Annotated in this window: 26 protein-coding genes and 1 pseudogene; 8 read left to right on the top strand and 19 right to left on the bottom strand. The window is 56.4% G+C overall.

Annotation, left to right across the window (positions count from 1 at the left end):
• The first annotated feature begins 8 nt into the window (after window positions 1–8).
• From CYJ07_RS12780 to CYJ07_RS12770, 3 genes are all read left to right on the top strand, one after another.
• Window positions 9–455 carry an ester cyclase gene (locus tag CYJ07_RS12780; protein WP_104204090.1) on the top strand — a complete coding sequence of 149 codons (447 nt, stop codon included), beginning with the start codon at window positions 9–11 and terminating at the stop codon, window positions 453–455.
• Between the two features lie 25 nt (window positions 456–480).
• A complete protein-coding gene (locus CYJ07_RS12775) occupies window positions 481–1,401 on the top strand; it encodes an NADP-dependent oxidoreductase (RefSeq protein ID WP_104204089.1) in 921 nt (306 codons plus the stop codon).
• An 81-nt stretch (window positions 1,402–1,482) separates the two neighbouring features.
• Window positions 1,483–2,223: an SDR family oxidoreductase gene (locus CYJ07_RS12770; RefSeq protein ID WP_104204088.1), complete on the top strand. Its 741-nt coding sequence runs from the start codon at window positions 1,483–1,485 to the stop codon at window positions 2,221–2,223.
• A 93-nt stretch (window positions 2,224–2,316) separates the two neighbouring features.
• Here CYJ07_RS12770 and CYJ07_RS12765 read toward each other — a convergent pair whose 3' ends face one another.
• The 7 genes from CYJ07_RS12765 to CYJ07_RS12735 form a co-directional block, all read right to left on the bottom strand.
• A complete protein-coding gene (locus CYJ07_RS12765) occupies window positions 2,317–2,667 on the bottom strand; it encodes a helix-turn-helix transcriptional regulator (RefSeq protein WP_197038360.1) in 351 nt (116 codons plus the stop codon).
• A 109-nt stretch (window positions 2,668–2,776) separates the two neighbouring features.
• The gene (locus CYJ07_RS12760; RefSeq protein WP_104204087.1) at window positions 2,777–4,789 is read right to left on the bottom strand and encodes an ATP-binding protein; all 2,013 of its coding nucleotides are present in this window, start codon (window positions 4,787–4,789) and stop codon (window positions 2,777–2,779) included.
• A 591-nt stretch (window positions 4,790–5,380) separates the two neighbouring features.
• Window positions 5,381–6,544, bottom strand: a complete 1,164-nt coding sequence (locus CYJ07_RS20325) for a hypothetical protein (protein ID WP_156085504.1) — start codon at window positions 6,542–6,544, stop codon at window positions 5,381–5,383.
• Between the two features lie 97 nt (window positions 6,545–6,641).
• On the bottom strand, window positions 6,642–7,406 hold the full coding sequence (locus CYJ07_RS12750) for a TIR domain-containing protein (RefSeq protein ID WP_104204085.1): 765 nt from the start codon (window positions 7,404–7,406) through the stop codon (window positions 6,642–6,644).
• Window positions 7,407–7,665: 259 nt separating this feature from the next.
• A complete protein-coding gene (locus tag CYJ07_RS12745) occupies window positions 7,666–8,280 on the bottom strand; it encodes a DUF1294 domain-containing protein (RefSeq protein ID WP_104204084.1) in 615 nt (204 codons plus the stop codon).
• A gap of 557 nt (window positions 8,281–8,837) precedes the next feature.
• Window positions 8,838–11,039 (bottom strand): catalase/peroxidase HPI, encoded by a 2,202-nt coding sequence (katG, locus tag CYJ07_RS12740; RefSeq protein ID WP_104204083.1) that lies wholly within the window; start codon window positions 11,037–11,039, stop codon window positions 8,838–8,840.
• 333 nt (window positions 11,040–11,372) lie between these two features.
• Window positions 11,373–12,269 carry a LysR family transcriptional regulator gene (locus tag CYJ07_RS12735; RefSeq protein WP_104204082.1) on the bottom strand — a complete coding sequence of 299 codons (897 nt, stop codon included), beginning with the start codon at window positions 12,267–12,269 and terminating at the stop codon, window positions 11,373–11,375.
• A 134-nt stretch (window positions 12,270–12,403) separates the two neighbouring features.
• On the opposite strand from CYJ07_RS12735, the gene CYJ07_RS12730 reads away from it, so the two are divergent.
• Together CYJ07_RS12730 and CYJ07_RS20905 are read left to right on the top strand one after the other, a co-directional pair.
• On the top strand, window positions 12,404–13,294 hold the full coding sequence (locus tag CYJ07_RS12730) for an SDR family oxidoreductase (RefSeq protein ID WP_104204081.1): 891 nt from the start codon (window positions 12,404–12,406) through the stop codon (window positions 13,292–13,294).
• A gap of 69 nt (window positions 13,295–13,363) precedes the next feature.
• Window positions 13,364–13,630, top strand: coding sequence for a DUF2798 domain-containing protein (locus CYJ07_RS20905; RefSeq protein WP_104204080.1), 267 nt, complete (start codon window positions 13,364–13,366; stop codon window positions 13,628–13,630).
• Between the two features lie 86 nt (window positions 13,631–13,716).
• Here the strand turns inward: CYJ07_RS20905 and sigZ are convergent, their stop codons facing one another.
• The 6 genes and pseudogenes from sigZ to CYJ07_RS12700 all read right to left on the bottom strand — a co-directional run bounded on the left by sigZ (window position 13,717) and on the right by CYJ07_RS12700 (window position 17,293).
• Window positions 13,717–14,286, bottom strand: a complete 570-nt coding sequence (sigZ, locus tag CYJ07_RS12720) for an RNA polymerase sigma factor SigZ (protein ID WP_197038358.1) — start codon at window positions 14,284–14,286, stop codon at window positions 13,717–13,719.
• A 495-nt stretch (window positions 14,287–14,781) separates the two neighbouring features.
• The gene (locus CYJ07_RS12715; protein WP_104204078.1) at window positions 14,782–15,495 is read right to left on the bottom strand and encodes a class I SAM-dependent methyltransferase; all 714 of its coding nucleotides are present in this window, start codon (window positions 15,493–15,495) and stop codon (window positions 14,782–14,784) included.
• A 45-nt stretch (window positions 15,496–15,540) separates the two neighbouring features.
• Window positions 15,541–15,954 carry an ester cyclase gene (locus tag CYJ07_RS12710; RefSeq protein ID WP_104204134.1) on the bottom strand — a complete coding sequence of 138 codons (414 nt, stop codon included), beginning with the start codon at window positions 15,952–15,954 and terminating at the stop codon, window positions 15,541–15,543.
• 39 nt (window positions 15,955–15,993) lie between these two features.
• Window positions 15,994–16,272: a hypothetical protein gene (locus tag CYJ07_RS20470; RefSeq protein WP_197038357.1), complete on the bottom strand. Its 279-nt coding sequence runs from the start codon at window positions 16,270–16,272 to the stop codon at window positions 15,994–15,996.
• Window positions 16,273–16,401: 129 nt separating this feature from the next.
• Window positions 16,402–16,500: pseudogene (locus CYJ07_RS20950) on the bottom strand (GFA family protein); the annotation flags it as partial.
• 130 nt (window positions 16,501–16,630) lie between these two features.
• Window positions 16,631–17,293, bottom strand: a complete 663-nt coding sequence (locus CYJ07_RS12700; RefSeq protein ID WP_104204076.1) for a TetR/AcrR family transcriptional regulator — start codon at window positions 17,291–17,293, stop codon at window positions 16,631–16,633.
• 88 nt (window positions 17,294–17,381) lie between these two features.
• On the opposite strand from CYJ07_RS12700, the gene fabF reads away from it, so the two are divergent.
• The gene (fabF, locus tag CYJ07_RS12695) at window positions 17,382–18,647 is read left to right on the top strand and encodes a beta-ketoacyl-ACP synthase II (protein WP_104204075.1); all 1,266 of its coding nucleotides are present in this window, start codon (window positions 17,382–17,384) and stop codon (window positions 18,645–18,647) included.
• A gap of 134 nt (window positions 18,648–18,781) precedes the next feature.
• Here fabF and CYJ07_RS12690 read toward each other — a convergent pair whose 3' ends face one another.
• From CYJ07_RS12690 to CYJ07_RS12670, 5 genes are all read right to left on the bottom strand, one after another.
• Window positions 18,782–19,201, bottom strand: coding sequence for a GNAT family acetyltransferase (locus tag CYJ07_RS12690; RefSeq protein WP_104204074.1), 420 nt, complete (start codon window positions 19,199–19,201; stop codon window positions 18,782–18,784).
• 32 nt (window positions 19,202–19,233) lie between these two features.
• Complete coding sequence (locus tag CYJ07_RS12685; RefSeq protein WP_104204073.1) at window positions 19,234–19,767, bottom strand: AAA family ATPase; 534 nt, start codon at window positions 19,765–19,767, stop codon at window positions 19,234–19,236.
• A gap of 1 nt (window position 19,768) precedes the next feature.
• Window positions 19,769–19,894, bottom strand: a complete 126-nt coding sequence (locus CYJ07_RS20750; protein ID WP_269320545.1) for a hypothetical protein — start codon at window positions 19,892–19,894, stop codon at window positions 19,769–19,771.
• Window positions 19,895–20,015: 121 nt separating this feature from the next.
• A complete protein-coding gene (locus CYJ07_RS20320) occupies window positions 20,016–20,585 on the bottom strand; it encodes a GNAT family N-acetyltransferase (protein WP_156085503.1) in 570 nt (189 codons plus the stop codon).
• A 134-nt stretch (window positions 20,586–20,719) separates the two neighbouring features.
• The gene (locus CYJ07_RS12670) at window positions 20,720–21,370 is read right to left on the bottom strand and encodes a dihydrofolate reductase family protein (protein WP_104204071.1); all 651 of its coding nucleotides are present in this window, start codon (window positions 21,368–21,370) and stop codon (window positions 20,720–20,722) included.
• A 343-nt stretch (window positions 21,371–21,713) separates the two neighbouring features.
• On the opposite strand from CYJ07_RS12670, the gene CYJ07_RS12665 reads away from it, so the two are divergent.
• Together CYJ07_RS12665 and CYJ07_RS12660 are read left to right on the top strand one after the other, a co-directional pair.
• The gene (locus CYJ07_RS12665) at window positions 21,714–23,045 is read left to right on the top strand and encodes a sulfite oxidase (protein WP_104204070.1); all 1,332 of its coding nucleotides are present in this window, start codon (window positions 21,714–21,716) and stop codon (window positions 23,043–23,045) included.
• A 9-nt stretch (window positions 23,046–23,054) separates the two neighbouring features.
• Window positions 23,055–23,435, top strand: a complete 381-nt coding sequence (locus tag CYJ07_RS12660) for a hypothetical protein (RefSeq protein ID WP_104204069.1) — start codon at window positions 23,055–23,057, stop codon at window positions 23,433–23,435.
• Between the two features lie 107 nt (window positions 23,436–23,542).
• On the opposite strand, the gene CYJ07_RS12655 is transcribed toward CYJ07_RS12660, so the two are convergent.
• Window positions 23,543–24,019: a LabA-like NYN domain-containing protein gene (locus CYJ07_RS12655; protein ID WP_104204068.1), complete on the bottom strand. Its 477-nt coding sequence runs from the start codon at window positions 24,017–24,019 to the stop codon at window positions 23,543–23,545.
• Window positions 24,020–24,087: the final 68 nt, after the last annotated feature.

Genomic DNA, 24,087 nt, shown 5'->3' with positions numbered 1-24,087 from the left:
GCAACCCCATGAGCACACCCAGCATTGCACTGGCTGACCGGCTTCGCGCTGAACGCCAGGCCGTAGAGACGTTCTACCGGGCGTTCAGCGACAAGAACCCCGACCTTGTCGATGAAGTCCTCGCTACCACCTGGGACGACATTCCGCTGGCACCCGGCCAGGATGCCGGGTCGGAAGGCATCAAGCCCATCATCCATAGCGTCATGCAGGCTTTCCCCGACGTTCAGATAACCGTCCACGACATGATCCAGGAGCCCGGCAGGATCGGTGTTCGCGCTGAGATCAGCGGCACTCATCAGGGCGAGCTTTTCGGCATCGCCCCTACCGGAAAAAAGGTGAGCTTCCGTCTCCACGAGTTCCATTCACTGGATGGCAAGCGAATCACCACGACGTGGCACATGGAGGACTGGTTCGGCCTCTTCCTCCAGCTTGGCCAGTTCCCGCAGCAGGCTTGACCAACCCATATCATTGGAGACGCTCATGAAAGCAGCCCTTCTCAACGCCTTCGGTGGCGCAGAGTTCATCACGATTGGCGAAGCCACCCTGCGCGATTTACAGCCAAACGAAGCCGTTGTCAGCGTCGAAGTGTCGGGCGCCAATCCCCTGGACCTGAAGATCATCGCCGGGTACATGCAGCAGGTTTTTCCCGTCGAGTTCCCGTATGTGCCGGGCACCGACTTCAGCGGCGTAGTCGATGCAGTCGGTGCGGAGGTGGAGAACCTGAGGCCGGGCGATCGCGTATTCGGTCGGACTGCGCCGAACTCAGGAGGCGCGTTCGGTAGAAACGTGGTGATCACCGCAGCGGACCTCTGCGTGATCCCCGCGGAGATGAGCTTCGAGCAGGCGGCCGCCCTGCCGACCACCTTCGGCACGGCAAGGCAGGCTCTCTTCGAGGTCGGTCATCTTCAACGCGGGCAACGGGTCCTAATTCATGCGGCGGCGGGAGGCGTCGGCAGCCTGGCAATCCAGCAGGCCCACCATGCGGGTGCCCATGTCATCGCCACGGCGTCGGCCAGGAACATCGAGCTAGTGAAGAGCTTGGGCGCGGACGAGGTTATCGACTACCGCACCGAGGATTTCAACCGACTGCGCGACATCGATCTAGTGCTAGACACCATCGGCGGCGAGACCCTCGAGAAGTCGTGGTCCGTGCTGCGTCCCGGGGGGCGCATCGCAAGCCTCGTGGAATTCGGCATCAAGTCCAGAAGCGGGCAAACCGGAGAGTTCGTTTTTTTCGCGAGCGCAACGCCCTTCCTGCCAGAGGCAACCCGTCAGCTCCAGGCCGGACACCTACAGATCATCACCGACTCGATCTTCCCCCTGGAGGAGACGCGCTCGGCGCTGGAGAAGCTGGCCACCGGGCATGCGCGCGGCAAGGTCCTCGTACGCGTGAGCAACTAATTCTCATAACGCCGTGAGGAAGGAAATCGCGGCAGTCGCAGCCCCAATTGGTCTCACGGGTACAGCTCAGGAATCGAAACCATGAATAACGCGGAACATAGAGTTGCCATCGTGACCGGCGCATCACGCGGCATCGGCAAGGAGATCGCACTGCGCTTGGCGGATGATGGCTTTGCCGTTGTCGTCGGCTATGCGGGACAGCAGGCCCAGGCGGAAGATACGGTCGCGGCAATCCAGGCCCAAGGTGGGCTCGCCGTCGCCGTCCAGGGCGACGTTGCCGATGCCGACGATGTCGCCAAGCTGTTCAAGGTTACTCAGCAGAGCTACGAGCGTGTGGATGCGGTAATCTGCAACGCAGGCACCATGGAGCTTGCACCGATCAAGATGGACAACGCGGAGGCGCTGGACCGGATGATGACGACGAACGTTCGGGGCACCTTCCTCGTTCTGGCCAAGGCCGCGGAAGTCCTGGGCGATGGTGGGCGCATCGTAGCCCTCTCCAGCAGTGCTATCGCCAAGGCGATGCCGGGCTATGGACCGTACATCGCTTCCAAGGCTGCCGTCGAAGGTTTGGTCCACGTGCTCGCCAACGAGCTGCGTGGCCGCAACATCACGGTGAATGCGGTCGCCCCGGGACCGGTCGCCACCGAGTTGTTCTTCAAAGGCAAGACCGAGGAGCAGATCGCAACGCTTTCGGACATGGCGCCTTTGGAGCGCCTGGGCCAGACGGTGGACATCGCCAACGCGGTTTCCTTCCTGGTGGGCAAGGATGGGGGTTGGGTCAATGCACAAATCGTCCGAGTGAATGGCGGTTTTGCTTGACCCTCGCAACGCTACGTCAAGAGGATCGAAAGTCTTTAAGTTGACGTGGAAAATGGTTAGCCCGAAGCCGACACCGCGATACACGCTGGCGTTTCAGGGCTCTTTGCTCGCCAGGGCCGACGGATCGGCCGCCACGGCGTGCAGCTGGATCAACACGCGGGCGCTCTCCATCTCCTCCACATCAGCAGCGGACACAGCGGAAGCCTCTTCGGCCTCCACCGATAATGCCTCTACCTCGACCTTGTAGATCTCGGCCAGGTGGCGAGCGGTACGATAAAGCACCGCCTTGCCACTCTCGGCCCGCTTGATGGAAGCGATGGAGACGCACAGGCGTCTATCAAAACAGTATTCAGCCAGCGCCTCCTGACTCAGGCCCAGCCGCTTGCGATGCTGTTTCAAGCGCTCGCGATCCAGCCGCAAGCGCCCGTCTTGGGGGATGATCACTGGTGGGGTCCTTTGCCGCGTGGGTGAGGCATGAAGGGGGTTGGTTGGTTAACGCTAGCGGCAGGGGCGCGACGTCAGGTGCGTCCCTTGACCGCACTTGTTAAATTTCTTAGGCCGGACTCTTAAGATCATCAACCAGCTGATCTGATGTCTTTGTTTCTAAGGATTTTCTCTTCGTTTTAAGCCGTTCAAGCAAATAGTGATTCGACAAGTCAAATTCAGCGAAAATCGTACCCCATGTCTTAACATAGCCTTTGATGCGATCATTTTTTGTACTAAAAACTAATCCAGGCTCGTTCTTCGCTTCTGCAGTTTCTAGAGCCGAATTAATATCAAAATCTCTTTCAGATATTTTCCTGCCAACTAGAATGATTTCGAAACGCATTTTCTCCATAGAGAAGCCCGTATGCTCAGATATAACCCTTGCGTAATCTTTTATTTGCTTAAGATGCTTTTCATTTAAGGCAATTGCAGGCTTCTTGATTTCGATGATCGTACACTGAAAATAGGACTCTCCCCTAGAATTAAAATTCAACTTCTTTCTAGCCAAGAATAGATCCACTTGTCGCCTGACACCATCTATATTTAGACCATCATCTAAGTCTGCCGATTCAAAATCATTTTGATCTATTATCTCTATACCCTTAACTGACCCTCTCAAGTTTAATGCAACTCTTTGAAAATCATCTTCTTCAGCGCCAAGAATTGTATATTGGTTGCCGAAGAGCCACGTATTACTTTCTATAATACCTTGCAGGTCAGGCGTTTCAAGAACTTCCTTGTAATGCTTTAACATTATTTCACGCAATTTATGTACCGCAAGCTCTCGCTTCTGCAGTATTTCAATTGTGCTAACTATGTTTTCTAGCGAAGAGTTACTAATTTGATCCGATAGCAATTCAATTTGGCTTTCGCTTAGGTCAAGAATCTCCCCAATAACATCAAAAATGGTATCGTTTTCGTTTGAGACAAGAATCTTATCAATTAATGCAATAAGTATCTTTAATGGCTTCTCTTTAGTGTTGTTAAATATAGAAGGGTCTGTAATATACAATTTTTTTACAAAAGACTTAGTATTCCTTCTCCGCCAAATAGATTCTTCTTGGCTGATGAATTTATGGTCAGGAAAATACCCTTTGGACTCATACTCTTCAATTTTTTCGTCCACAAACTCACGAAGAAATTCTTCATAGATCTCACTGCTAAGATTATTTATTATTTTTTTTAGCTCCTTAAACTCAGGAGAACTTTCATTTACTTGCGCATTACCTGAAAAGTTTAACGGTGTATTGTGCTTGTCAAAATTATCAAACCAGTCGGATCGAGCGTAGGTGCTAAGATAAAACAAAGGTTTATTATTAAAACTACTCAAAGCCCTATGAAGAATTCTACCCTCATTATTTACTACATAATTGTACGATTTTTCATCTCCGGGTTTATTTATCCAACGAATAAAGTCAATCTTAAAAGTTACATTATCAACGGATACTTCCTTTTCTATAACCCTGCATTCCGGGATTTCAACTTTCGCCCCATTAATGGTTAATTCTCGATCAGGGTTTAGAGCTAATCGCCAGCCAAAATAGGTCTCAAGACGTCTTTTGATCGCCTCCTCTTCAGGAAGGTTCTCACTAAAATACTTAAGAACTACACATGTTCCTGAATCCATGCGACTTAATAGCGCATGTTGATCACTGCGATCTATCTCTTCCGCAGTAAAATTTCGAAGCCTCTGACTTTCTATTTTTATTATTGAGTTCGTTTTTTGACATTTTGTGAACCATGAGGCGCTAGAGCACAGCAAATGAAAAGCAAGCCTCCCTTTACCATGCGCACCTTGCGCGTCATCATCTCCATGCTTAGATGATTCGTTGAATTTAGAGAAATGCAAGTCACATTTATTAATATCAATTCCTGATCCATTGTCTAGCACAGTTACGGATTCAAGACCGTGTATTTCATTATGGTCAACGATGACATCAACACGTTTTGCACCAGCATCGAAGCCGTTAGCTATTAGCTCGATAATTGCCTGAAATGGATCTTTCTTCCATTTAGTAAAATGTTTCTTTATGCCTTCGTGAGTGATGTCCGCTGTACCACTTATTTTCATGTTACCCATATTAAAACTCACTTTCTGGCTTCACTGGTATGAAACGAATATGAATTAGTATAAATCAATATTTAACACTGACAATATATGTGGCTTCGGAATTAAGGCGAAGCTGTGATCGCACACTGAAGAAACGCTCTCCACAATCTTTTCAGGAAGATGTGGAAATGTTGGTGGTTTCAATTTATCCATGTTGTGTCGATAGTTCTCAACTTTCTGGACCAATTTTTTACCTTGAAGATTGCTGTGGCAGTAGTAAGAAACCACTGACTACAAAGCACTTTCCATTGCCATTCGCAAGTCGATAAAGCATTTCATTCGGCGAGATTTCAGAGACGAAAAGTCAGGGAATTCGCTTTCGATACAGTGCTCATATCGCTTAAGCAGAGCAATCGAATCGTGATAGAAATGGTCTGCCACCTCTATGTGTGTAGGACGAGTTGTCTGCATACTTCTCCCAAAGTTTAACGCTCTGTTATGGTGTGAGCGACGCAATACCTGCGCCTCTGCAAACGCCCTTAAACACTAAACGCAACGAATAATGAAAGTGCCACGCGTTGCGAATCAACCTTAACAGTTTGTTAGCTGAGCGCTTAACTATCAGCCTGATAACTTTTTAGTTGTAGCTTGTTCTACCTGTAGCAAAAATGAAAGCCCCTGAGCTTTGGTATAAGAAATGTCATCTATAGCATCAAAAACGGAGCTTGAGTCAGCCCCCATTTTTCTTGCAACTGACAATAGGTTATCGGGAGTAGGCATAGCATAAGCCTTTGCAACATAAGGGATCCAGCTTAAAACCTTACCAAAAACCTTATTTATCAATTTAGAATTACTCTTTTCTATACTTTTCTGTAATTCGTATACTGCCGGTTGTATTTGACTTTCTACAATAAACTTAGCTTCTCCTTTAACGTCCTCTATTGCCATGTCTTCATCTAGAGAATTCCGCAAGTCACCTGACAACTTTTGCAATGACATTCTAAATGGTATTAACGCATCTTTTAACTTTTCTCTAATTTCAAAAATTTCTTCAGGGTTAGCTGAGCTACAGTCAGGTATGGTGATCTTTATGCACTCTTCTGCCAAAATACTGGTTAACAATTTGACATTTTTAACCTTATTAGACAATAAAGGGACAGGTATATCTGAACTGTCACTTATTAGTATTAATTCTTTTTCTTTTGCAAGACTCAATGCTGTAGGAACTGTTGCCCACAGGGTTTCAGTTTTCACCTCTGGAAACTCATTTTGAAACTTATCGAACTCAATAATAGCGGGGTCCTGCCTCAGCAAGACTTGTATCAAATCAGAGGCAGGAAGACCTGCTCCAGTTATTTGATCAGTCATCCTTGATAATAGACTTGCTATCATATTAGGATGAAAATGAATGGAGTCTCCGATAAATCTTTTATACCGCTGTATAAATTGATAAAACTCTACTACCTGTCTAGTCTGTTCATCAAGTCTTCCGCTAAGATTAGATTTCACTTCGTTACTCGTAACCCAAAAATTTCTCTTACCTTTTTTTGTTATTGACGATATCTCCGTATGGTCAGGTATGTTTTTAAAATACTCCGTAGGATTTCTTGAATCAGTGGAAAAAGTAACAAAATGTAACTCATCATAAATAAAAAGATACGCCATTAATGATCTTTGGTCTTGGATATAGCTATTAGGATAATAAACTGCTGAATAAACACTTCTCACCCAACCCTCCTCTTTTTCTAATGTAAGCTTAACCTGGAATACTATTTCAATTTGCAACTAGCTTCCGCCATTTCTGCGCTAGTTAACGCCGGACATGAGCGGCGTACGAAAAGCGTCAGCTTTTTTCACGTCCGTTCGATGGACTTGTTATGCACTAGCTAGAGGCACGCGTGATCGCTTCCGGATTGAGCACGAACCCCGCTTCGCGAAGTCTGTCTGCCAGCCTAGGTACAGTCTCCTTCACATGGTCATTGAAGGGGATATAAAGAATGCCCTGCGCGTCAGACGGCGCCTCAAGATGCCCCTTCTTCAGGATAGCCATGTTTGGGCGACCAAGTGCGGAGATCAGCATACCCATCTCAAGCACAACATTCTGACGGGCACGCGGCTGGACACTCTCGGAACCGGCGCTTTTTGCGTACCCCATATCATCAGGTGTCATCAGAACAATGCCAAATCGCGCTTGATTGCTGCGCGGCCCTATTTCTGCCTCCAATGCTTCAATAATCGTTAGACCGCCACCCCCGGTATTGGCAAGCACAAAGGGATCAAGCCCAAGCTTATGCAGAACGAGCTCTAGCTGCTCACGCGCTGCCGTATCGTGTCCATGTACGACGAAAACTTTCTTATTTGCGGTCGCTGGGTTCGCAGGAGCTGTGGGGTGGGCAATCGGTTCAGGGTTCGTCTGTGGCGCGGATGCTGCGCTTCCTGTGTAAGTAGTCCAGGCGGCCTGCAACTTCTCCTTTGGTGCGCGTGGCCCCTGAAAAACTACAGTTCCCTTGGATGGGTACCAGTTAGCTATTGCTCCTTCACTGGTACGGACCTGGTGGCTGTGCTCATGATCAAGCACCTGCTCAACCGTAAACCCACAACCCTTTATCGTGGTAACCAGATCTTCCAGAGTACCTGTATGTTTCACTCGACACTTCTCCTAAACGCATAACAGTGATGGGGCCGCACTTCCTGATATTGCATGAATACAGCTGCACGTTCAACAATATTATATAATGCTCCCTCTCTTTCAACTTATTGATTTCACTAACCCCTAAGCATAGCTAGGCCACCTATGCAGAATTCGCGTGCCCACACGTTTTGTCAGAATAAATAATACTGTCTGCAAGGTATAGCTAATAGACGGAGAGTCAACCAGGCGCTTCAACCTCTACACACCACATCAGTTAACCAACCCCAAAACCAGCCCAAAGCCGCGCCGCCTCCCCCGCATAAACAAGCCACCCAAGCACCCCACAATTCACCACCACCCCACACCAAAATATGCCCTGAAACGGCTGCTTCCTGGTTTTGTGCCGGAATAGCCGCTGCGCTACCAGCGCGCCGGGCCAGCCGTCGATCAAGCCTGCGAACAGAAGCGTGGTTTCTGATATGCGCCTTCTGCCCTTCCCTGCTGCGGCTTTGTCGATGCCGTACATGCCGAAGGTGATCACGCTCAGCAGTGCGTATGCCCCCAGGAGCTGCCATGGCATGTGGCCCAGAGCGCTCAAAGTGGTCAGGAGTGCGAAGAACGCAGCGGCCACACCGCATGCCACCATCAGCCCTCTGGAACGTGGGACTACAAGGCGTGCTGTTTTCAGGTAGCCCGCCTTCTGCGCCCTTAGTCTGTTCTGGCTATCTCGGGTCAGGTGGTAGGTGATTGGCTCGTTCACTTGCGGCCGGCGACCACCGCGGGGAAAGGCGCTGATATGGACGAACACTCGAGGACCGCCTTCGGTCGGCGTGATGAAGCCGAAGCCCTTGTCGTCGTTCCACTGTGTGAGCTTGCCTTCCTGCCGCATCGCGTTATCTCTGTGTCATAAGTATTCGTCGGAGAATACCACGCGGCGAAATCGACTTTTAAATCCAATAAGTTAATGAGAATTTCAGGTAAGGCTGGGTTTTGTCAGGCGGGAGGGGAATTGGGAGTCGGGGCACGCTACCGCCCCTGCTGGCAGAATGGATGATAATGAGCATCATCCTTAGTGCGGCAGTCCCTGCGTATTCCTGATTATCTAGCCGTCTACTGCGGCTTTTTACCAACCGTAACCAACAGAAACGTTGAGGGCAACGCCAACGAAAGCATGAGGCGCGATAGTGCCGCTTCTCTTGATCTGCATCTGTCCTCGCTTGCGAGGCGAGGCGCTGCCGGAAAATCGGCGAGCGATGGCCAGACAAGGCAAAAATTATCGAAAAGACGGAGTTTACGAGCTGTAAATGAGTATTTTGAGATGATTTTTAACGCCGTATGGCCGAGCGCAGGCATTTTTCCGACAGTGCCTAAAAACCCCGAAGGCGGGTTTTCCACCTTCGGGGTCGGTTTTGAGCCAGGTCCGCGTTACTGCCGCGGACCCGTCATTCAGCGGTGCAGGTCGAAGCGGTCGTTCTCCATGACCTTGACCCACCCTTTCACGAAGCGGTCAATCATTCTCTCCTCGCCACCGTCTGCCGCGTACTCCTCCGCGATGGCGCGTAGCTGGGAATTGGAGCCGTAGATGAGGTCGACGCGAGTGGCGGTCCACTTCTTCTCGCCCGTGGCGCGGTTGCGGCCTTCGAAGCGTTCCTCGTTCTCGTCGAGCGGTTCCCAAACGTTACCCATGTCGATGAGGTTGGCGAAGAAGTCGTTGGTCAGCTGGCCGGGGCGGTCGGTGAGGACGCCATCATTGCTGTTGTCACCGACATTGAGGCCGATGGCCCGCATGCCGCCGAGGAGCGCCGCCATCTGCGGCACGCTGAGGTTGAGCATGAACGCGCGGTCGATCATCAGGTGCTCGGCCGGGATGGACGTCGCCTGCGGTTGCATGTAGTTGCGGAAGGCATCGTGCCTCGGCTCGAGGTAGGCATGGGCATCGATCTCGGTCATCTCCTGGCTCGCGTCGGTGCGGCCCGGGGAGAACGGTACCGTGATGTGGTGGCCGGCTGCCTTCGCCGCCATCTCGACGCCCACGTTGCCGCCCAGCACGATCATGTCCGCCAGCGAGATGTTGGCGTCGGAGGCGCTCCTGATCTGCTCGAGCCGGTCGAGCACCTCGGGCACGCCGGAGCGCACGTTGATGTCCCAGCCGATCTGCGGCTCGAGTCGGATGCGCGCGCCGTTGGCGCCACCGCGGTGGTCGGTCTGGCGGTAGGTGCAGGCCGCGGCCCAGGCGGTACCCACCAGTTGCTTGGCGGTTAGGCCGGAGTCGGCGATCTGCTGCTTGAGCGTGGCGATCTGCTGTTCGTTGACCAGCGGCCCCTCGTGCTTGGGTACCGGGTCCTGCCAGACCAGCACTTCGTTGGGCACCTGCGGGCCAAGGTAGCGAGCTTGCGGGCCCATGTCGCGATGCAGCAGCTTGTACCAGGCACGGGCGAACTCGTCGGCAAGCACGTCCGGGTTACGGTGGTACTCGTCGGCGATCTCGAGGTAAGCGGGGTCGGTGATCATCGCCATGTCGGCGGTGTTCATCACCGGCGGGTTCTTCTTGCCTTCCACGTGGGCGTCGGGCACCCAGTACCCCTCCTTGACCTCGACCGGCTCCCACTGGTTGGCACCCGCGGGCGACTTCTTCACTTCCCACTGGTGGGCGAATATGGTGTTGAGGTAGGTGTTGTCCCACTTGGTCGGCGTCGGTGTCCAGGCGCCTTCGAGCCCGGAGGTTACCGTGTACTCGCCGAGGCCGGTCTCGTGCTTGTTGGCCCAGCCGATGCCCTGCTCGTGAATCTTCGCGGCCTCGGGCGCATCGCCGACGGCGTCGGCGGGCCCGTTGCCGTGCATCTTGCCGAAGGTATGGCCGCCGACGGTCAGCGCGACGGTCTCGCGGTCGTTCATCCCCATGCGGGCGAAGGTCTCACGCACGTCCTGCGCGGACTTCATTGCATCGGGCACGCCGTTGGGGCCCTCGGGGTTGACGTAGATCAGCCCCATCTGCACCGCGGCGAGCGGGTTGTCGAGCGTACGGCTGCCGTCTTCCCAGCTGCCGGTATAACGCTCGTCGTTGGTGGAGAGCCACTCGGTCTCGGGGCCCCAGTAGACGTCATCCTCGGGCGCCCAGATGTCTGAGCGACCGAAGCCAAAACCGAAGGTGCGAAAGCCCATGGTTTCGAGGGCGCGATTGCCGGCGAAGACCAGCAGGTCGGCCCAGGAGATCTTCTCGCCATACTTCTTCTTGATCGGCCAGAGCAGCCGGCGCGCCTTGTCCAGGTTGCCGTTGTCGGGCCAGCTATTGAGCGGCGCGAAACGCTGGGCACCGGTGCCGCCGCCACCGCGGCCGTCGAGCGCCCGATAGGTGCCGGCCGCGTGCCACGACATCCTGATGAAGAACGGGCCGTAGTGGCCCCAGTCGGCGGGCCACCAATCCTGCGAGTCGGTCATCAGCGCATCGACATCGGCGGTCAGTTCGTCGACGTCGAGCTGCGAGAACGCCTCGGCATAGCTGAAATCGGCCCCGAACGGGCTGGCGTCGGGGTGCTTCTGGTGCAGTACATTGAGGGTGAGCTGGTCGGGCCACCAGTGCTCATTACCCTGCAGGCGGGGCGTGGTGCGCGCAGCCCACTCCGGGCGTGTAGGCTTTTGTTCGGACACGGTCTTCTCCTCGACTGGATAGTGGCCTACAGGGCATTGAGCCGACAGCGCCGCATCGCCTCATTTTTTATAAACACCTTCCGACCCTATGCCGAAGGCATTGAGAATTCCTATAAGCCGTCAAATACAGTGAAGGATTCAGCACTGAAGCCGTCAAGCTGAGCGGAGGCTTTCGCTTCGATAGGGGCAGGCTATGAGAGAAGTTCTAACGGCATGCGAAGACGCTCATCCCTTGATGTGGCGGAAGCCAACTTCAGGAAGCCGGCGTGCTGTCGCCTCACCTTGGTCTGCCTTATCTCTGCAGAAAAGCTGTTGGGTTAGTAGGATTTGTCGCTATTCGAGGGGGTCTTTCCGCAGCCGCTCGGTGAGTACCTCGATGAATAAGCGTGTTTTCGCCACAGGCAGCTTTGACGATGGCCACACCACCTGCACCGGCGTGGGCGGCTCTTCGTACTCGGCCAGGATCAGCTCGACCTCTCCGCGCATCAGCAAGTCGCGGATCTGCCAGAGCGGCGTAAAACCGATCCCGAGGTCTTGGGTGACGGCGGCGTATAGGGCCGTTGTACTGTCGGTACGGAAACGTCCTGACACACTGACCAGCTTTCGCTTTCCATCGATGCGGAACGGCCACTTCGCAGGGTTGCCGTCGATGGTTCGCGTCACGCATTGGTGTGCCGCGAGTTCGGTGGGATGCGAGGGGCGCCCATGCTTGGCGAAGTACTCCGGCGTTCCGAACACGACCCGCCGCAAGCTACCTAGCCGCTTGGCTTTCAGGTCGGAATCGGGAAGCTTACCGATACGGACGGCGAGGTCGATGGTGTCTTCCGCGAAATTCATGAATTTGTCGGAAAGTGTGAGTTCCACGTCCACCTTCGGATGGCGCCGCATGAAGTCCGCGACTGCAGGCACCACGTAGGTCGGCGCAAAAAGCACTGGCGCGCTGATCCGCAGGCGGCCCGAGGGTTCGGCCCTCTGTTCCGAGAGCTCGCGGCCGGCGTCGATGATCTCACCCAGGGCAGGCTGAACCCGCCGGTAGAATTCCGCTCCTGCATCCGTCGGGGTGGAACGGCGCGTTGTGCGGCGGACCAGTTCCATGCCGACGCTTCTTTCCAGTGCCATGAGGGATCGGCTCACCGACTGCAGCGAGCGCCCCAGCGCACGAGCGGCGCCGGATAGGCTGCCATGCTCGACAATCGCGACGAATGCTTGAAGATCCTCGATGCGCCCCATCCACTCTCTCGCTTTTCGTTATAGTAAGTCTCAGGTTTCGCTTATTATATCGCTATGTGTTGATCTTTATACTGCTCTCCATGTTCGACGGCCCCGCGGGGTTCTTGCTCAACCACAGACATGATGGAGCAAACATGGTGACGAACGGTTCAACAATCCTTCTTGGCGGCGCATCCGGGCGCTTTGCCGGCATGGTTCTACCGGAACTGGTGGCGCGCGGCGCACGCGTAAGAGCGCTGGTACGAAACGAGGCACAGGCCGCCAGTGCCTACCGCCTAGGAGCGTCAGAGGTCGTTTTCGCGGACCTACGGGATGTGGGCAGCCTTGCCAAAGCGGTCGACGGTGTCGAGGGCGTTTTTCACATCGGGCCGGCTTTCGTACCGGATGAGGCGCAGCTCGGGATCAACATGGTTCATGCGGCCTATCAGGCCGGCGTACGTCGCTTCGTATTCTCTTCGGTGATTCAGCCGACAAATACCGCGTTGGCAAACCATGCCAGCAAGATACCTGTCGAGAATGCCCTCTACAGTTCGGGCATGGCCTATACCATTCTTCACCCGACGAATTTCTTCCAGAACATTCGCATAGGCTGGGAAAAGGTAGTTCGCGACAGTCTGTTCGCTGAGCCTTTTCCTTCTACCGTCCGGATCGGAAGAGTGGATTACCGAGACGTTGCGGAGGTGGCAGCCATTGCGCTTACCACCGACACGGTCGCCTATGGGAGCTTCGAACTGTGTGGCGAAGCGGCTCTCAGCCGGGAAGATATCGCAGCAGTCATGGGCGAGGTGCTGGAGCGGCCGGTCGCTCCCGCCGCGCCGGAATTCAACGAATGGGCCGCCATGGTCGGGCTTACGAACGATCGGCAATATCGGCAATCGCTGGCGGCGGTGTATCGCCACTATGCCGACCATGGCGCCCCCGCCAACACTCGGGTCTTGCGCGCGCTCCTCGGACGCGAACCTCGTTCGCTGAGGCATTACCTCGAGGAGCTGGCAGCCGAACTGCCGGCTCGGCGCGAAGCGTAATCAGTCGGTCTGTAGCCTGGGCCAACTTATGCGTTTGACTCCATCATTCGATGTTTCAAGGATTCTTCAATGTCAGTCACGCCGACATCGCCCATCCGTTTTCGTAGGCTCCCCGCACGCTTCTATGGCTTCATGCTGTCCTTGGTTCTGTCAGTGCTCATGTCCGGAGTCGTCTCGCTCACCGTGACCCTTCGCACCGGCGGACTGACCTCCGTTGCCATCTCGCACTGGCCCGGCGCATGGGCCGCATCCTGGTTAGTAGCGTTTCCCGCGCTGCTGATGGTGGCGCCGCTGGCTCGGCGGTTGGTCGCAATGCTGGTTCGAAGCCCCACATAAAGGTCCGCATTGCGGAGGCATCGTGACAGAGGAAACCGAGCTCCAGTTAGTGAAGAGAACTATCACGGCGAAGGAGCGGCCTTGTGCTAGCGACATTGGCATCCTTCATCGAGATCGTAGTTCAACACCTCTCCGCGCTGGTTCATTTCGACTCGGCAGCACTGCATCAGCGCTTCGCGCAGCAAGCTGCGGCCACGCTGCACGCGGGATTTGGCTGCTGAGATCGATAGCCCCTTTTGGGATGCGTACTGCTTCTGAGTCAAGCCGGTCTCCGTGGTGGTGAGCAGCGCTTCCCGGTACTTTTCCGGCAGCTTGCCCATGAGCGGGCGCAGGCACAGGGCCAGCTCCGCTTCCGCTCGCTCATCTGCCTCTGCCTGTTCCTCCGGCTCCGCCGGCAGCGGTTCGAGCGGCCTGTGCGCCCGGTAGTGATCCACCAGGGCATTGCGGGTGATCTGGTAGAGCCATGCGCGCAGCCGGGAGCCGTCCCTCAGCTCATCACGGTGTGAGAAGGCCTTGATGAGGACGTCGTGCACGATGTCCTCCGCCACGCTCTCGTCCGTCACCCGCTTGCTCACGAAGCGCAGAAGTTCGGTGCGAAACGCCTGCCATAGCAGGCGTTGGTCCTGTTCGTCGTTCGCACTTACCGACACCCGCATGCAGCCTCCTCCGTGGGTGGGCCGCAGCATTCGGCCTTGGCCTGTGGCAGGCAGCAGGTGGCCTGCTCGCTTGGCTCGCAGCATGAATGCGATGCGCTGGCCTGCCCGGCCGCCTCTGCCGCGGGGCGCACGGTCTCGATCGCCTTTTCAGTGTTATCGAGGGTGCCGACGCATCGTGCACAGCTCGTAGGGTCGAGGGCCAATGGTTCGATGTCGATATCGGGAGTCGTGCGGCTCGATTCCGTCGACACGGCTGATTGCATTTTCTGTGGCATGGCATGTTCCTCTTGTAAAGATTCCTCGCCCCTTGCGAGGCTTTCACAACAGGAGACGGACCAGGCGGCAGAAGGACGCAAAATTCTGCGCGAAAATCTCCTGCCCGACAGGGACCGGCACATGTCAGCCACCATGATGCTTCACCGCCTCGTGGCGCGGCCTGCCATTGCGCATCATCAGGTACAGATGACATGGGATCGATCATTTAGTATGCATTGCTTAGTCAGGCGACCGGGTTTGAGCTCGCTTAGATAGCCAAGCATGAATCAAGCCAGCCTGAAAGAACCGCACAGGAAGCTCAAAGCCCCCTGCCTCAATGATCGACGCAACCCTGGCCGGCGGAAGGACACCCACATCGTTGGCGTAGGCTCTACGCATGCGCTCCACAGCATCCGGGGAAATATCCGCAGCAGACATCATGTTCATCCAGGCATGAAGGAGTACTTCGTACTCAAGCGAATCAACATCCGACGCCAGATCGGAACTCGCGAGGATTCCTCCCGGCTTGAGCCTTTCTGCCATTTCGCTGAAAAACCGGGAACGTTCCACCTGGTCCAAAATGAACTGAGATACCAGGAAGCAGGTGGCAGCGTCGTGCCATTCCATGGCTGGAAGAGAATCAAGGTAGCCTTCGTGGAAAACACAACGAGACGCGACACCTTCTTTTTCAGCCCTCTGACGGCAGATGTCCAGCATCGGGCCCGATGGCTCCACCGCGGTAAAACGCCACCCGGGATGCTTCGAGGCGAGATAGAGCAGCTCCTCGCCGGTTCCCACTCCTACACAGAGGATCTGCGCATTCGCAGGCAGCTCAGCAAACAGCGACCCAAGGAGCATGTGCAAACAATTTCGAATCGGTGCCGTTTTCGCCCACTGCGCATCGTAGCTTGCAGCCTGCTGGTCGAATAGCGCCTTGATTTCGTCTTGGTGCATCTGACTCTCCGTGTTGATGCCTAACGCTCGATGGAGGGGATGGGGTCAGGCGTGACTCGGGTCGACAGGGGGCGGTAGCTGCGCCTCGATAGCCGCTTTGTCGATGACGGACCACACCTGCACGATCTTTTCGTCCCGGAACTCATAGAAGACGTTCTCGGCAAATGACACCCTTCTTCCGCAAACAGCCAGACCAAGAAAGCTCCCCTGTGGTGTGCAGTTGAAGAGGAGTCGGCTGGATATGTAGGGCGGGTCCGAAACTAGCAACTCAATATGGAAGGATAGATCGGGGATCTCGGAGAAGTCTCTCTCCAGCATTCGCCGATAGCCTGATACCCCGAGTCGCTCGCCGTTATGCTTGACGTCTTCATGAACGAAACGCTCCAACGCTGGCCAATCCTGCCTGTTCAAGCAGGCGATGTAGCCTCGATAGATGTTCGATAATTCGGAGTTGGTCATCGACAACATCCTCGGTTCTATGCGCCTCTTTTCTGCGCTTCAACGACCGATCAGCATCGCCACTCTGGCAGCCATGAGCTTCGCGACGAACTTGAACGGATATGTCCTATAGCTGGGAACGTCGTTCGGAATGTCGCAGTTCTCGGGCTTGAACTTGGTTTGGACACGCAACTGCAACGGTGGCGCATTGCCAGCGAACCTTGCTCGGTACACCGAGAACCAGTGCCCCTTCTGAAAGTCGAGAAACATGGCTGAATTGCAGCATGTCGCGACGACCCTTTTCGTAGGAGACTCAGTCTTGATCTTGTAGTCCAGCATGAGATCGCTCCCCTTTGAGCATCTCATGCGGTCCTTTCGGTAGAGCAGATATTCTGTCCCGCCATCCGGCCCCTGAACCGGACGCGCGTTCGGGAGCCCTTCGATCTGACGAGCACCTTCCTGACAATCGTCGCAATAACAAGCTGCGCCCAAAATCGGTGATCCGGTTACTTCAAGTTCAACGCTTCCACAAGCGCACCGAGCAATCGATTGATCCGCGGTCGTCATGAACTACACCTCTCTGGTGGCGTATAACACCGTAATCACGCACTTGTTGCGTGCAACCAGCTTGCAAACTGCATCGGAAGCTCGAAACCTCCTGATTCAATGACTGACGCAACCTATTGCTCAGGTGATGCTACGCGGGACCCGGCTCCTGCCCCGTCGCATCCAGCATGCTTTCCAGCTCGCTCTCGTCGACACCAAGCATCTGCAGGATGTTGCGCTGGGCGGCGTTGAGGATGTGCTGGCGTTCCTGCTCGCCGGGCAGGCTCTTGGCGATGGCCACGGCGCCCACCAGGGAGGCGAGAATGACGCGGGATTTGTTGGCGATGACCTCGCGGTCGGGCTCGAAGGGGAGTTTCTTGAGGCGACTCAGGGCGATGAGGCGGGTTTCCAGCATCTTCTTCATGCGCAGGTAGGAGGCTTCGAAGAGCGTGCGGATCTCGGCGTTCTCGTTGCCGATCTCGTTGAACAACACCGTTTCGGGGCCCGGCTTGCGCTTGCGTTCCAGCTCCTGGAGGTTCCAGCAGTTGGCGACCAGCTCCGTCAGGTGCTTCACCGAGAGCGGTCCCTTGACCAGCCTGGCCGCACGGCTGCTCTCCAGGGTTTCCCGCACCGAGGCGTGATAGAGCGCTTCCTTCGAGGCGAAGTGCGCGTAGAAGGCGCCATGGGTCATCTTGGCCAGCTTCATGATCTGGCCGATGGAGACCTTCTCGAAGCCTTGGCGGCTGAACAGCTCGATAGCGGACTTGAGGATACGCTCCCGCGATTTGGCCTTGTGGTTCGTCGAGTAGGGCATGGCGACCTCTCACTCCGCTGAATATTACCTTGATCATATCAAGTCCGGTGTTAGCGTGGCACAACCCCAAGCTGTTCAGGAAATTACCATGCAATCACCGCTCGTCATCACCGGCATGGGCATGATCAGCCCGCTTGGTTGCGGCGTCAAGGCAAGCTGGGAGCGCCTGCTTGCCGGCCGCTCCGGCCTCTCCTCGATCACCCGCTTCGATACCGGCGACCTGCCGATCAAGGTCGCGGGCTCAGTGCCTAGCATTGAAGACGACCCGGAAGCCGGCCTCGACCCGGACCGCGTGCTTGATGCCAAGGAGCGTCGCAAGCTGGAGCTGTTCAGCCTCTACGCCATGGCCGCCGCCGAAGAGGCACTGACCCAGGCCAACTGGTTCCCCGAAAGCGATGCGGATCGCCTGGCCACCGCCACCATCGTGGGCTCCGGCATCGGCGGTTTCCCCACCATCACCCAGGCGCAGAACACCCTCTCGACGCGCGGCCATCGCCGGCTCTCACCCTTCACCGTGCCTGCCTTCCTGGCCAACCTGGCGGCGGGCAACGTCTCGATTCGCTATGGCTTCCGCGGGCCGATCGGCTGCCCCGTGACCGCCTGTGCGGCTGGCGTTCAGGCCATCGGCGACGGCATGCGCATGATACGCAGCGGCGAGGCAGACGTGGCCTTGGTGGGCGGCGCCGAAGCCTGTATCGATCCGCTGTCGCTGGCCAGCTTTCACGCCATGAAGGCGCTCTCTACCGAACAGGATGCCCCGGCCAAGGCATCGCGCCCCTTCGACCAGGCACGCAACGGCTTCGTCATGGGGGAAGGCGCGGGGCTGCTGGTGATCGAAACCCTGGCCCACGCCGAGGCGCGCGGGGCAACGCCGCTGGCCATCCTCAGCGGCTACGGCACCAGTGCGGATGCACACCACATCACCGCTGGCCCGGAAGACGGCGCCGGTGCCGCGGCGGCCATTCGGGCGGCGCTGCGCATGGCGGGACTCTCTCCCGCTGACATCGACCATATCAACGCCCACGCCACCTCGACGCCAGTCGGCGACCGGGCCGAGGTCGCATCCCTGCGCAACGCCTTAGGCGACGCCCTCGCCGGCATTCCGATTTCCGCGACCAAGTCAGCCACCGGCCACCTGCTCGGTGCGGCCGGCGGCGTGGAGAGCATCTTCTCCGCTCTCTCGGCAATGCATAACCATCTGCCCCCTACCCTGAACCTGGAGAACCGCGACGAGGATCTGCACGACCTGGATATCGTCTCGGGCTCGGCACGTGAACACGCCACCAAGCACGTGCTCTGCAACGGCTTCGGCTTCGGTGGGGTGAACGCCGCGCTGATCGTGAGCAAGGTGTAGCGGCACGCTCAGAGACTCGCCAGGCGCCATAAACGACTTACCCCGAACCAGTTCTCTGGTTCGGGGTTTGGAGTGTCGCGAGGATTGTTTTATGCGTTCTACCAGCCACCATCGAGCCCTGATGACTGCCCTGTTCAAACGTCCGGGATCAGCCGCTTGCCGATGCAGACCACATCGTCGGTCGAATAGCCAAGGCGACCGTAGAAGGCCGACACTTCCTCATTCGACGAGCGAACGATAACGTTCAACTTCGGGCAGCCCATGGCTTGAAGCATTTTTTCAACTCTGGCCATCAGGGTGAGCCCGTAGCCCTTGTGTTGGTGGCGTGGGTCGACGGCAAGGTAGTAGATGGAGCCTCGGTGGCCATCGAATCCCGCCATGGCCGAGGCGATGAGCCGCCCCTCCAACTCCCCTACCAAGAACAGCTCCGGCTGAACCGTAAGCTTTCGGTCGATATCTTTATTCGGATCGTTCCAGGGGCGGGTCAGGCCGCAGTCCTGCCAGAGCGTAATGACCGCTTGTCGGTCGGCTTCGCTGAATTCGCGTATTTGCATTGGATCTCTGCCTTTGAGTGGGCATGTTTATTTCAGTTTACCGATGCCAAAACAAAATTTACACGTTCCAGTACCGAAGCCTTGGGTACCTCAACTAACGAGTAGCCAAATTTCTTGTACGCGCCAATCATTGCTTGATAGGTTGCAATTGCCTCGCTAAAATTCTGTTTACGCTCAGCATCATTCAAGAAGATGGATTCCCAGGGAGGGAAAATAAAAACCTGCGAACTGTATTCAAGAACGCTACAGTACTCCAGCAGCTCGTCAGAAATGGGAATGCCTTCCAGTTCGGAATAGCCATATGCATCGATGATGCCTCTATCGAAAAACACAAACTCTTCGGCATCTATATGACGTCTAAAATTTTCAATTTCTTCGCGGACCATTTCATCACGAAATGCGACCTTATCCCACCAAGGTAAAGCATTACCTCCCTTGTCCACTTGCTCCTGAATTTTTTTACGTCCCACTTCATTGGTACATCGATAGCCCTGTTCCCTCAAACAATCGATCACCGTGGTCTTTCCAGAGCCGGGGCCACCTGTAAAAACCACCCGCTTCTTCACCTTAACCTCTCTCCATGTCGACGCTATAGGCTAACCCGGCCTCTTCCCAGCGCACCCGCAGGCCACGCACGAAGCCCCGCGGCAGTTCGGGAACCCAATCGAAGATGGTGAGGATCAGGTCGGCCATCGAGTGCCTCCTTTTTGAGAACGACATGGGTAGCCCCAACGCATTGGATTTCAATATCGGCACCTACCACAAGACGTCATAGGGCTATCGCAAAAGGGGTCTATGTGGCCACAAGGCTTTGCTATGAGGTTTGAATCTCCTTACGCATGATGGGCCGATCTTTCTTCCGGCGAGCCACTTCATGAAAACCAGCCTCTTCAAAAGCTTGCGCCAAGCCGACAAGCGAGGTGGAGGAATCGAGGCGTCGCTCCCCCGGTTCAACAGGATAACCCTCAACTACTTCGTACCCTTGCTGCTTAGCGAAACGCAAAATCTCATGGAGAAGTTCGAGCTGGATATTATTTCCCCGGGCCTGACGGTCGACGAAGAAACAGTTAACCGATAGCACCTCCTGATCGTCTACCGGTTTGGCAACTTGCGATTTGTTCAGTCGTGGATACCATTCGCGAGGCCCACACCCACACCAAGCGACAGGACGCCCCTCTGAATAAGCGAGGATACCCGGCACGTCTCCGGCATCCACGTAAGCCTTCATTGCCCGGCGATTGCCCTCACCTTGTTGCTTCTTCCAGTCAGAAAATGACAGACGCCAGTGCATGCACCAGCACCCCTTGCAACCCTCATAGGCGCCTAAAAGCGCATCGAAGTCGTGCCAAGTTGCTGTGGTTAGTGGTTTGAACGACAAGACCATCGGTACCTCCTTGCCTATATCTTGGTATTACTTTGGGTAAAGTCTAAACCCACCTAAAAGCAGACTAACTTCCCCAATCCGGTGATACTGAGATTACAAGACACTCCAGCTCACCGTAACCTTCGCTGTACGACTCAACGCCTCCTTTGGATGACGACATGGGTGGCCCTGTCGGTAGCCGATCTCTCCACACACTGATAGCCGAGAGCGCGCATGTCGATATCGGCGAACAAGCGCTCCCCGGCGCCGAGCAGAACAGGCGTGGTGGCAAGGTGGAGTTCGTCGACCAATTGCCCCCTTAGATACTGTTGAAGCGTAGCCACGCCTCCACCGAGGCGCACATCCATACCGTTGGCAGCCTCCCTGGCGTGCGTCAGGGCCGCGTGGATGCCTTCCGTGACGAAGTAAAACGTGGTGCCGCCTGCCATCTCGATGGGGTCGCGAGCGTGACGCGTCAGCACGAAGACAGGCGTATGAAAAGGCGGGCTGTCTCCCCACCAGCCCTTCCACTCTTCGTTCTGCCAGGGGCCGCGCACCGGGCCGAACATGTTGCGGCCCAGGATCCAGGCACCAACGTTCTCGAAGCCGCGCACCACGAAGTCATCGTCGGTTCCGGTCTCCCCGCCCTGCGTGCCCAGCACCCTTTGCTGAAACGTCGCGGTCGGGAACACCCAGTCATGGATCTCCATGCCATTGAGGCCCATTGGGTTCTCCAGGCTCTGCTCGGGGCCGGCGGCAAACCCGTCCAGCGAAATGCTGAAGCATGATACGCGCAGCTGAGTCATCGTTATCTCCTCGGGGGGCACTACACATGGTCAGTAGTCGAACGGCCCGCTTGGATTTCGACATCCAAGCTGACCGGACTCGAGCCTGAGTGTGATCCGATAGGACCGGTGCGTCCCGCCGCCAACACATCGACAGCGCAATGATCGACTGTACGCACGGGCTCCGGTCGACTTCGGGAGAGCCGCACCTGCGTCACCGAGGGAGCACCACGATTCCCTGCTACTCTGGAATATCGTAAGCCATGAAGTGAGGGACCGCTTCGACAAGACAATTACAACACCGGCCCGGCGCGTGCACAGGACGTCTCGACCACGCAAGCCAGAGGCTGCCAGGAGTCCAGCCATGACAAGACACCCCAACGATGCCAAGACACGCGGCATCCATGAGCTCTATGCCGAGAATCCCGAGGCCGCGGATCGCAAGCTCTGGGGTCGCGCAGTTGACCCCGTTAGCCGTCGCGGCTTCCTGAAACGCTCCAGCCTGCTCGCCATGGCGGCCGCCGTAGGTGGCTCCATCCCCTTCGCCGACCGCATGCCCGGTGGCTTGATCCCCGCCGCACTGGCCCAGAGCGACGAGCCCTTCACCCTGGAGGGCAAGGAGGGCCTGACCGTCCTCAACGACAGGCCCATCAATGCCGAGACCCCGGCCCACCTGCTGGATGACGATATCACTCCGGCCCAGCACATGTTCGTACGTAACAACGGTATTCCCCCCGAGGTTGAGGGTATCGATGCCGATACCTGGGAGTTGGAGATCGCCGGTGAGTCCTGCGAGAACCCGCAGAGCTTCACCATTGCCAATCTCAAGGAGCGCTTCGAGCATCACACCCTGCAGCTTCAAGTGGAGTGCGGCGGCAACGGGCGCAGCGAGTACGTGCCCTCGGCCAGCGGCAACCAGTGGACCGTCGGCGCGGTGGCCTGCCCGACCTTCACCGGCGTGCGCCTGCGCGATGTGCTGGAGGCCTGCGGGATCAAGGAGGATGCCGTCTACATCGGCTACTACGGCGCCGACCGCCACGCCAGCGGCGACCCCAACAAGGAAGCCATTTCGCGCGGTGTCCCCATGGAGAAGGCGCTGGAGGACGAGTCGCTGATCGCCTGGGCCATGAACGGCGAGGACATTCCCTATCTGAACGGCTATCCCCTGCGCGTCGTCTGCGCCGGCTGGCCGGGGTCGGTTTCGGGCAAATGGCTGAGAAAAATCGTCATCCGCAACCAGAAGCACGATGGCGCCAAGATGGCTCCCCCTTCCTATAGCGTGCCCGAGCATCCGGTGGCACCGGGCAGCGTCGTGCCCGACGAGGACTTCGTCACCATCGAGTCGATGCCGGTGAAGTCGCTGGTGACCTACCCCCGCTCGGGCATCGACCACACCCTCGGCGAGGCCCTGACGGTACGTGGCCACGCTTGGGCCGGCGACCTGGCGGTCGAGGAGGTGCATGTCTCGATCGATTTCGGCGCCACCTGGCAGAAAGCCGACCTGGAGCCGCCGCCCAACCGCCTGGCCTGGCAGCGCTGGACCACCACAGTGGGGTTCCCCGAGCCCGGCTACTACGAGGTGTGGGCCAAGGCCACCGACACGGAGGGAAAATCCCAGCCCATGGTGGTGCCGGGCTGGAATCCCAAGGGCTATCTCAACAACGCCTGCCACCGCATTGCGGTGCAGGTGGCTTAGGAGATGCCAATGAAGCGCTTCAATAGGTTCGCCGTCCCGCTGCTCGGCGCAGCCATGCTCGGTGTGCCGCTTATCGTGACGGCCCAAGAGACCGACCCCGATACCGGTCTGGTCATGGCCGAAGGATGGGAGACGGTGCGCGACAACTGCACCGCCTGCCATTCGGCCAACCTGGTGACCCAGAACAGCGGCACCCGCAATCACTGGCTGAGTCTGATCCGCTGGATGCAGGAAACCCAGGGGCTTTGGGAGTTCCAGCCCGAGACGGAGGAGACCATCCTCGATTATCTCGCGGAGTATTACGGACCCAAGGAGGACACCCGACGCCCGCCGCTGCCGCGTACGCTGATGCCGGACAATCCCTATCCCACGGTCGCCGATTCCGGTTGACTACCGCCAGGCCCCTCGCGAGGGGTCTGTTCCGTTCTGGCTCGAAGCTCATTTACCGACCGGCAAATGAGCTTCGAACCATACCGTCATGCGCCCAACAAGCCAGTTCAACCCAGCAAAAGATCTTTATCGATAGGAATAAATTCACTGGCCGCGCTCATCAGTGAATTGGCCGTCAGCTGAGGAACGCCATAGACTTCGACCTTCTTTCCATGCACACCACGGATTTTATCGACCAGAAGATCAAAATCTCCATCACCCGACACCAACACGATGACATCGGCCTGCTCGGCGTATTCGATGGCATCGAGCGTGATGCCAACGTCCCAATCGCCCTTGGCAGAGCCGTCCGCTCTTTGGATGTAAGGCTTGAGCTTTACCTCAAAGCCGATAGCGCGGAGGATATTTTGAAACTCCCGCTGCTTTTGATCGCCTCTATCTATTGCATAGGCAATCGCTTTCACGACGTCTTTACCCGAGGTGGCCGCAGCCCAGAACTCGTTGTAATCGAAGTTGCGCTTATACGCCTGCCGCACAGTGTAATAGACATTTTGGACGTCAACGAAAATCGCAACTTTTACCATGCTATGGACTCGTTCTCTGCAGGGCTTCGCCGGAGTGCGCAGCCCATCTTAATGCTACGCCCCGAACC

Source organism: Billgrantia saliphila, assembly GCF_002930105.1.
GTDB classification, from domain to species: domain Bacteria; phylum Pseudomonadota; class Gammaproteobacteria; order Pseudomonadales; family Halomonadaceae; genus Halomonas; species Halomonas saliphila.
This window is presented reverse-complemented; position numbering and strand designations above follow the sequence as displayed.

Coding starts and splice junctions, on each gene's coding strand:
- CYJ07_RS12780 (WP_104204090.1), top strand. CDS start 9: ATGAGCACACCCAGCATTGCACTGGCTGACCGGCTTCGCGCTGAACGC.
- CYJ07_RS12775 (WP_104204089.1), top strand. CDS start 481: ATGAAAGCAGCCCTTCTCAACGCCTTCGGTGGCGCAGAGTTCATCACG.
- CYJ07_RS12770 (WP_104204088.1), top strand. CDS start 1,483: ATGAATAACGCGGAACATAGAGTTGCCATCGTGACCGGCGCATCACGC.
- CYJ07_RS12760 (WP_104204087.1), bottom strand. CDS start 4,789: ATGGGTAACATGAAAATAAGTGGTACAGCGGACATCACTCACGAAGGC.
- CYJ07_RS12745 (WP_104204084.1), bottom strand. CDS start 8,280: ATGCGGCAGGAAGGCAAGCTCACACAGTGGAACGACGACAAGGGCTTC.
- CYJ07_RS12735 (WP_104204082.1), bottom strand. CDS start 12,269: ATGGGGCGCATCGAGGATCTTCAAGCATTCGTCGCGATTGTCGAGCAT.
- CYJ07_RS12730 (WP_104204081.1), top strand. CDS start 12,404: ATGGTGACGAACGGTTCAACAATCCTTCTTGGCGGCGCATCCGGGCGC.
- CYJ07_RS20905 (WP_104204080.1), top strand. CDS start 13,364: ATGTCAGTCACGCCGACATCGCCCATCCGTTTTCGTAGGCTCCCCGCA.
- sigZ (WP_197038358.1), bottom strand. CDS start 14,286: ATGCGGGTGTCGGTAAGTGCGAACGACGAACAGGACCAACGCCTGCTA.
- CYJ07_RS12715 (WP_104204078.1), bottom strand. CDS start 15,495: ATGCACCAAGACGAAATCAAGGCGCTATTCGACCAGCAGGCTGCAAGC.
- CYJ07_RS12710 (WP_104204134.1), bottom strand. CDS start 15,954: ATGACCAACTCCGAATTATCGAACATCTATCGAGGCTACATCGCCTGC.
- CYJ07_RS20470 (WP_197038357.1), bottom strand. CDS start 16,272: ATGCTGGACTACAAGATCAAGACTGAGTCTCCTACGAAAAGGGTCGTC.
- CYJ07_RS12700 (WP_104204076.1), bottom strand. CDS start 17,293: ATGCCCTACTCGACGAACCACAAGGCCAAATCGCGGGAGCGTATCCTC.
- fabF (WP_104204075.1), top strand. CDS start 17,382: ATGCAATCACCGCTCGTCATCACCGGCATGGGCATGATCAGCCCGCTT.
- CYJ07_RS12690 (WP_104204074.1), bottom strand. CDS start 19,201: ATGCAAATACGCGAATTCAGCGAAGCCGACCGACAAGCGGTCATTACG.
- CYJ07_RS20750 (WP_269320545.1), bottom strand. CDS start 19,894: ATGGCCGACCTGATCCTCACCATCTTCGATTGGGTTCCCGAACTGCCG.
- CYJ07_RS20320 (WP_156085503.1), bottom strand. CDS start 20,585: ATGGTCTTGTCGTTCAAACCACTAACCACAGCAACTTGGCACGACTTC.
- CYJ07_RS12670 (WP_104204071.1), bottom strand. CDS start 21,370: ATGACTCAGCTGCGCGTATCATGCTTCAGCATTTCGCTGGACGGGTTT.
- CYJ07_RS12665 (WP_104204070.1), top strand. CDS start 21,714: ATGACAAGACACCCCAACGATGCCAAGACACGCGGCATCCATGAGCTC.
- CYJ07_RS12660 (WP_104204069.1), top strand. CDS start 23,055: ATGAAGCGCTTCAATAGGTTCGCCGTCCCGCTGCTCGGCGCAGCCATG.
- CYJ07_RS12655 (WP_104204068.1), bottom strand. CDS start 24,019: ATGGTAAAAGTTGCGATTTTCGTTGACGTCCAAAATGTCTATTACACT.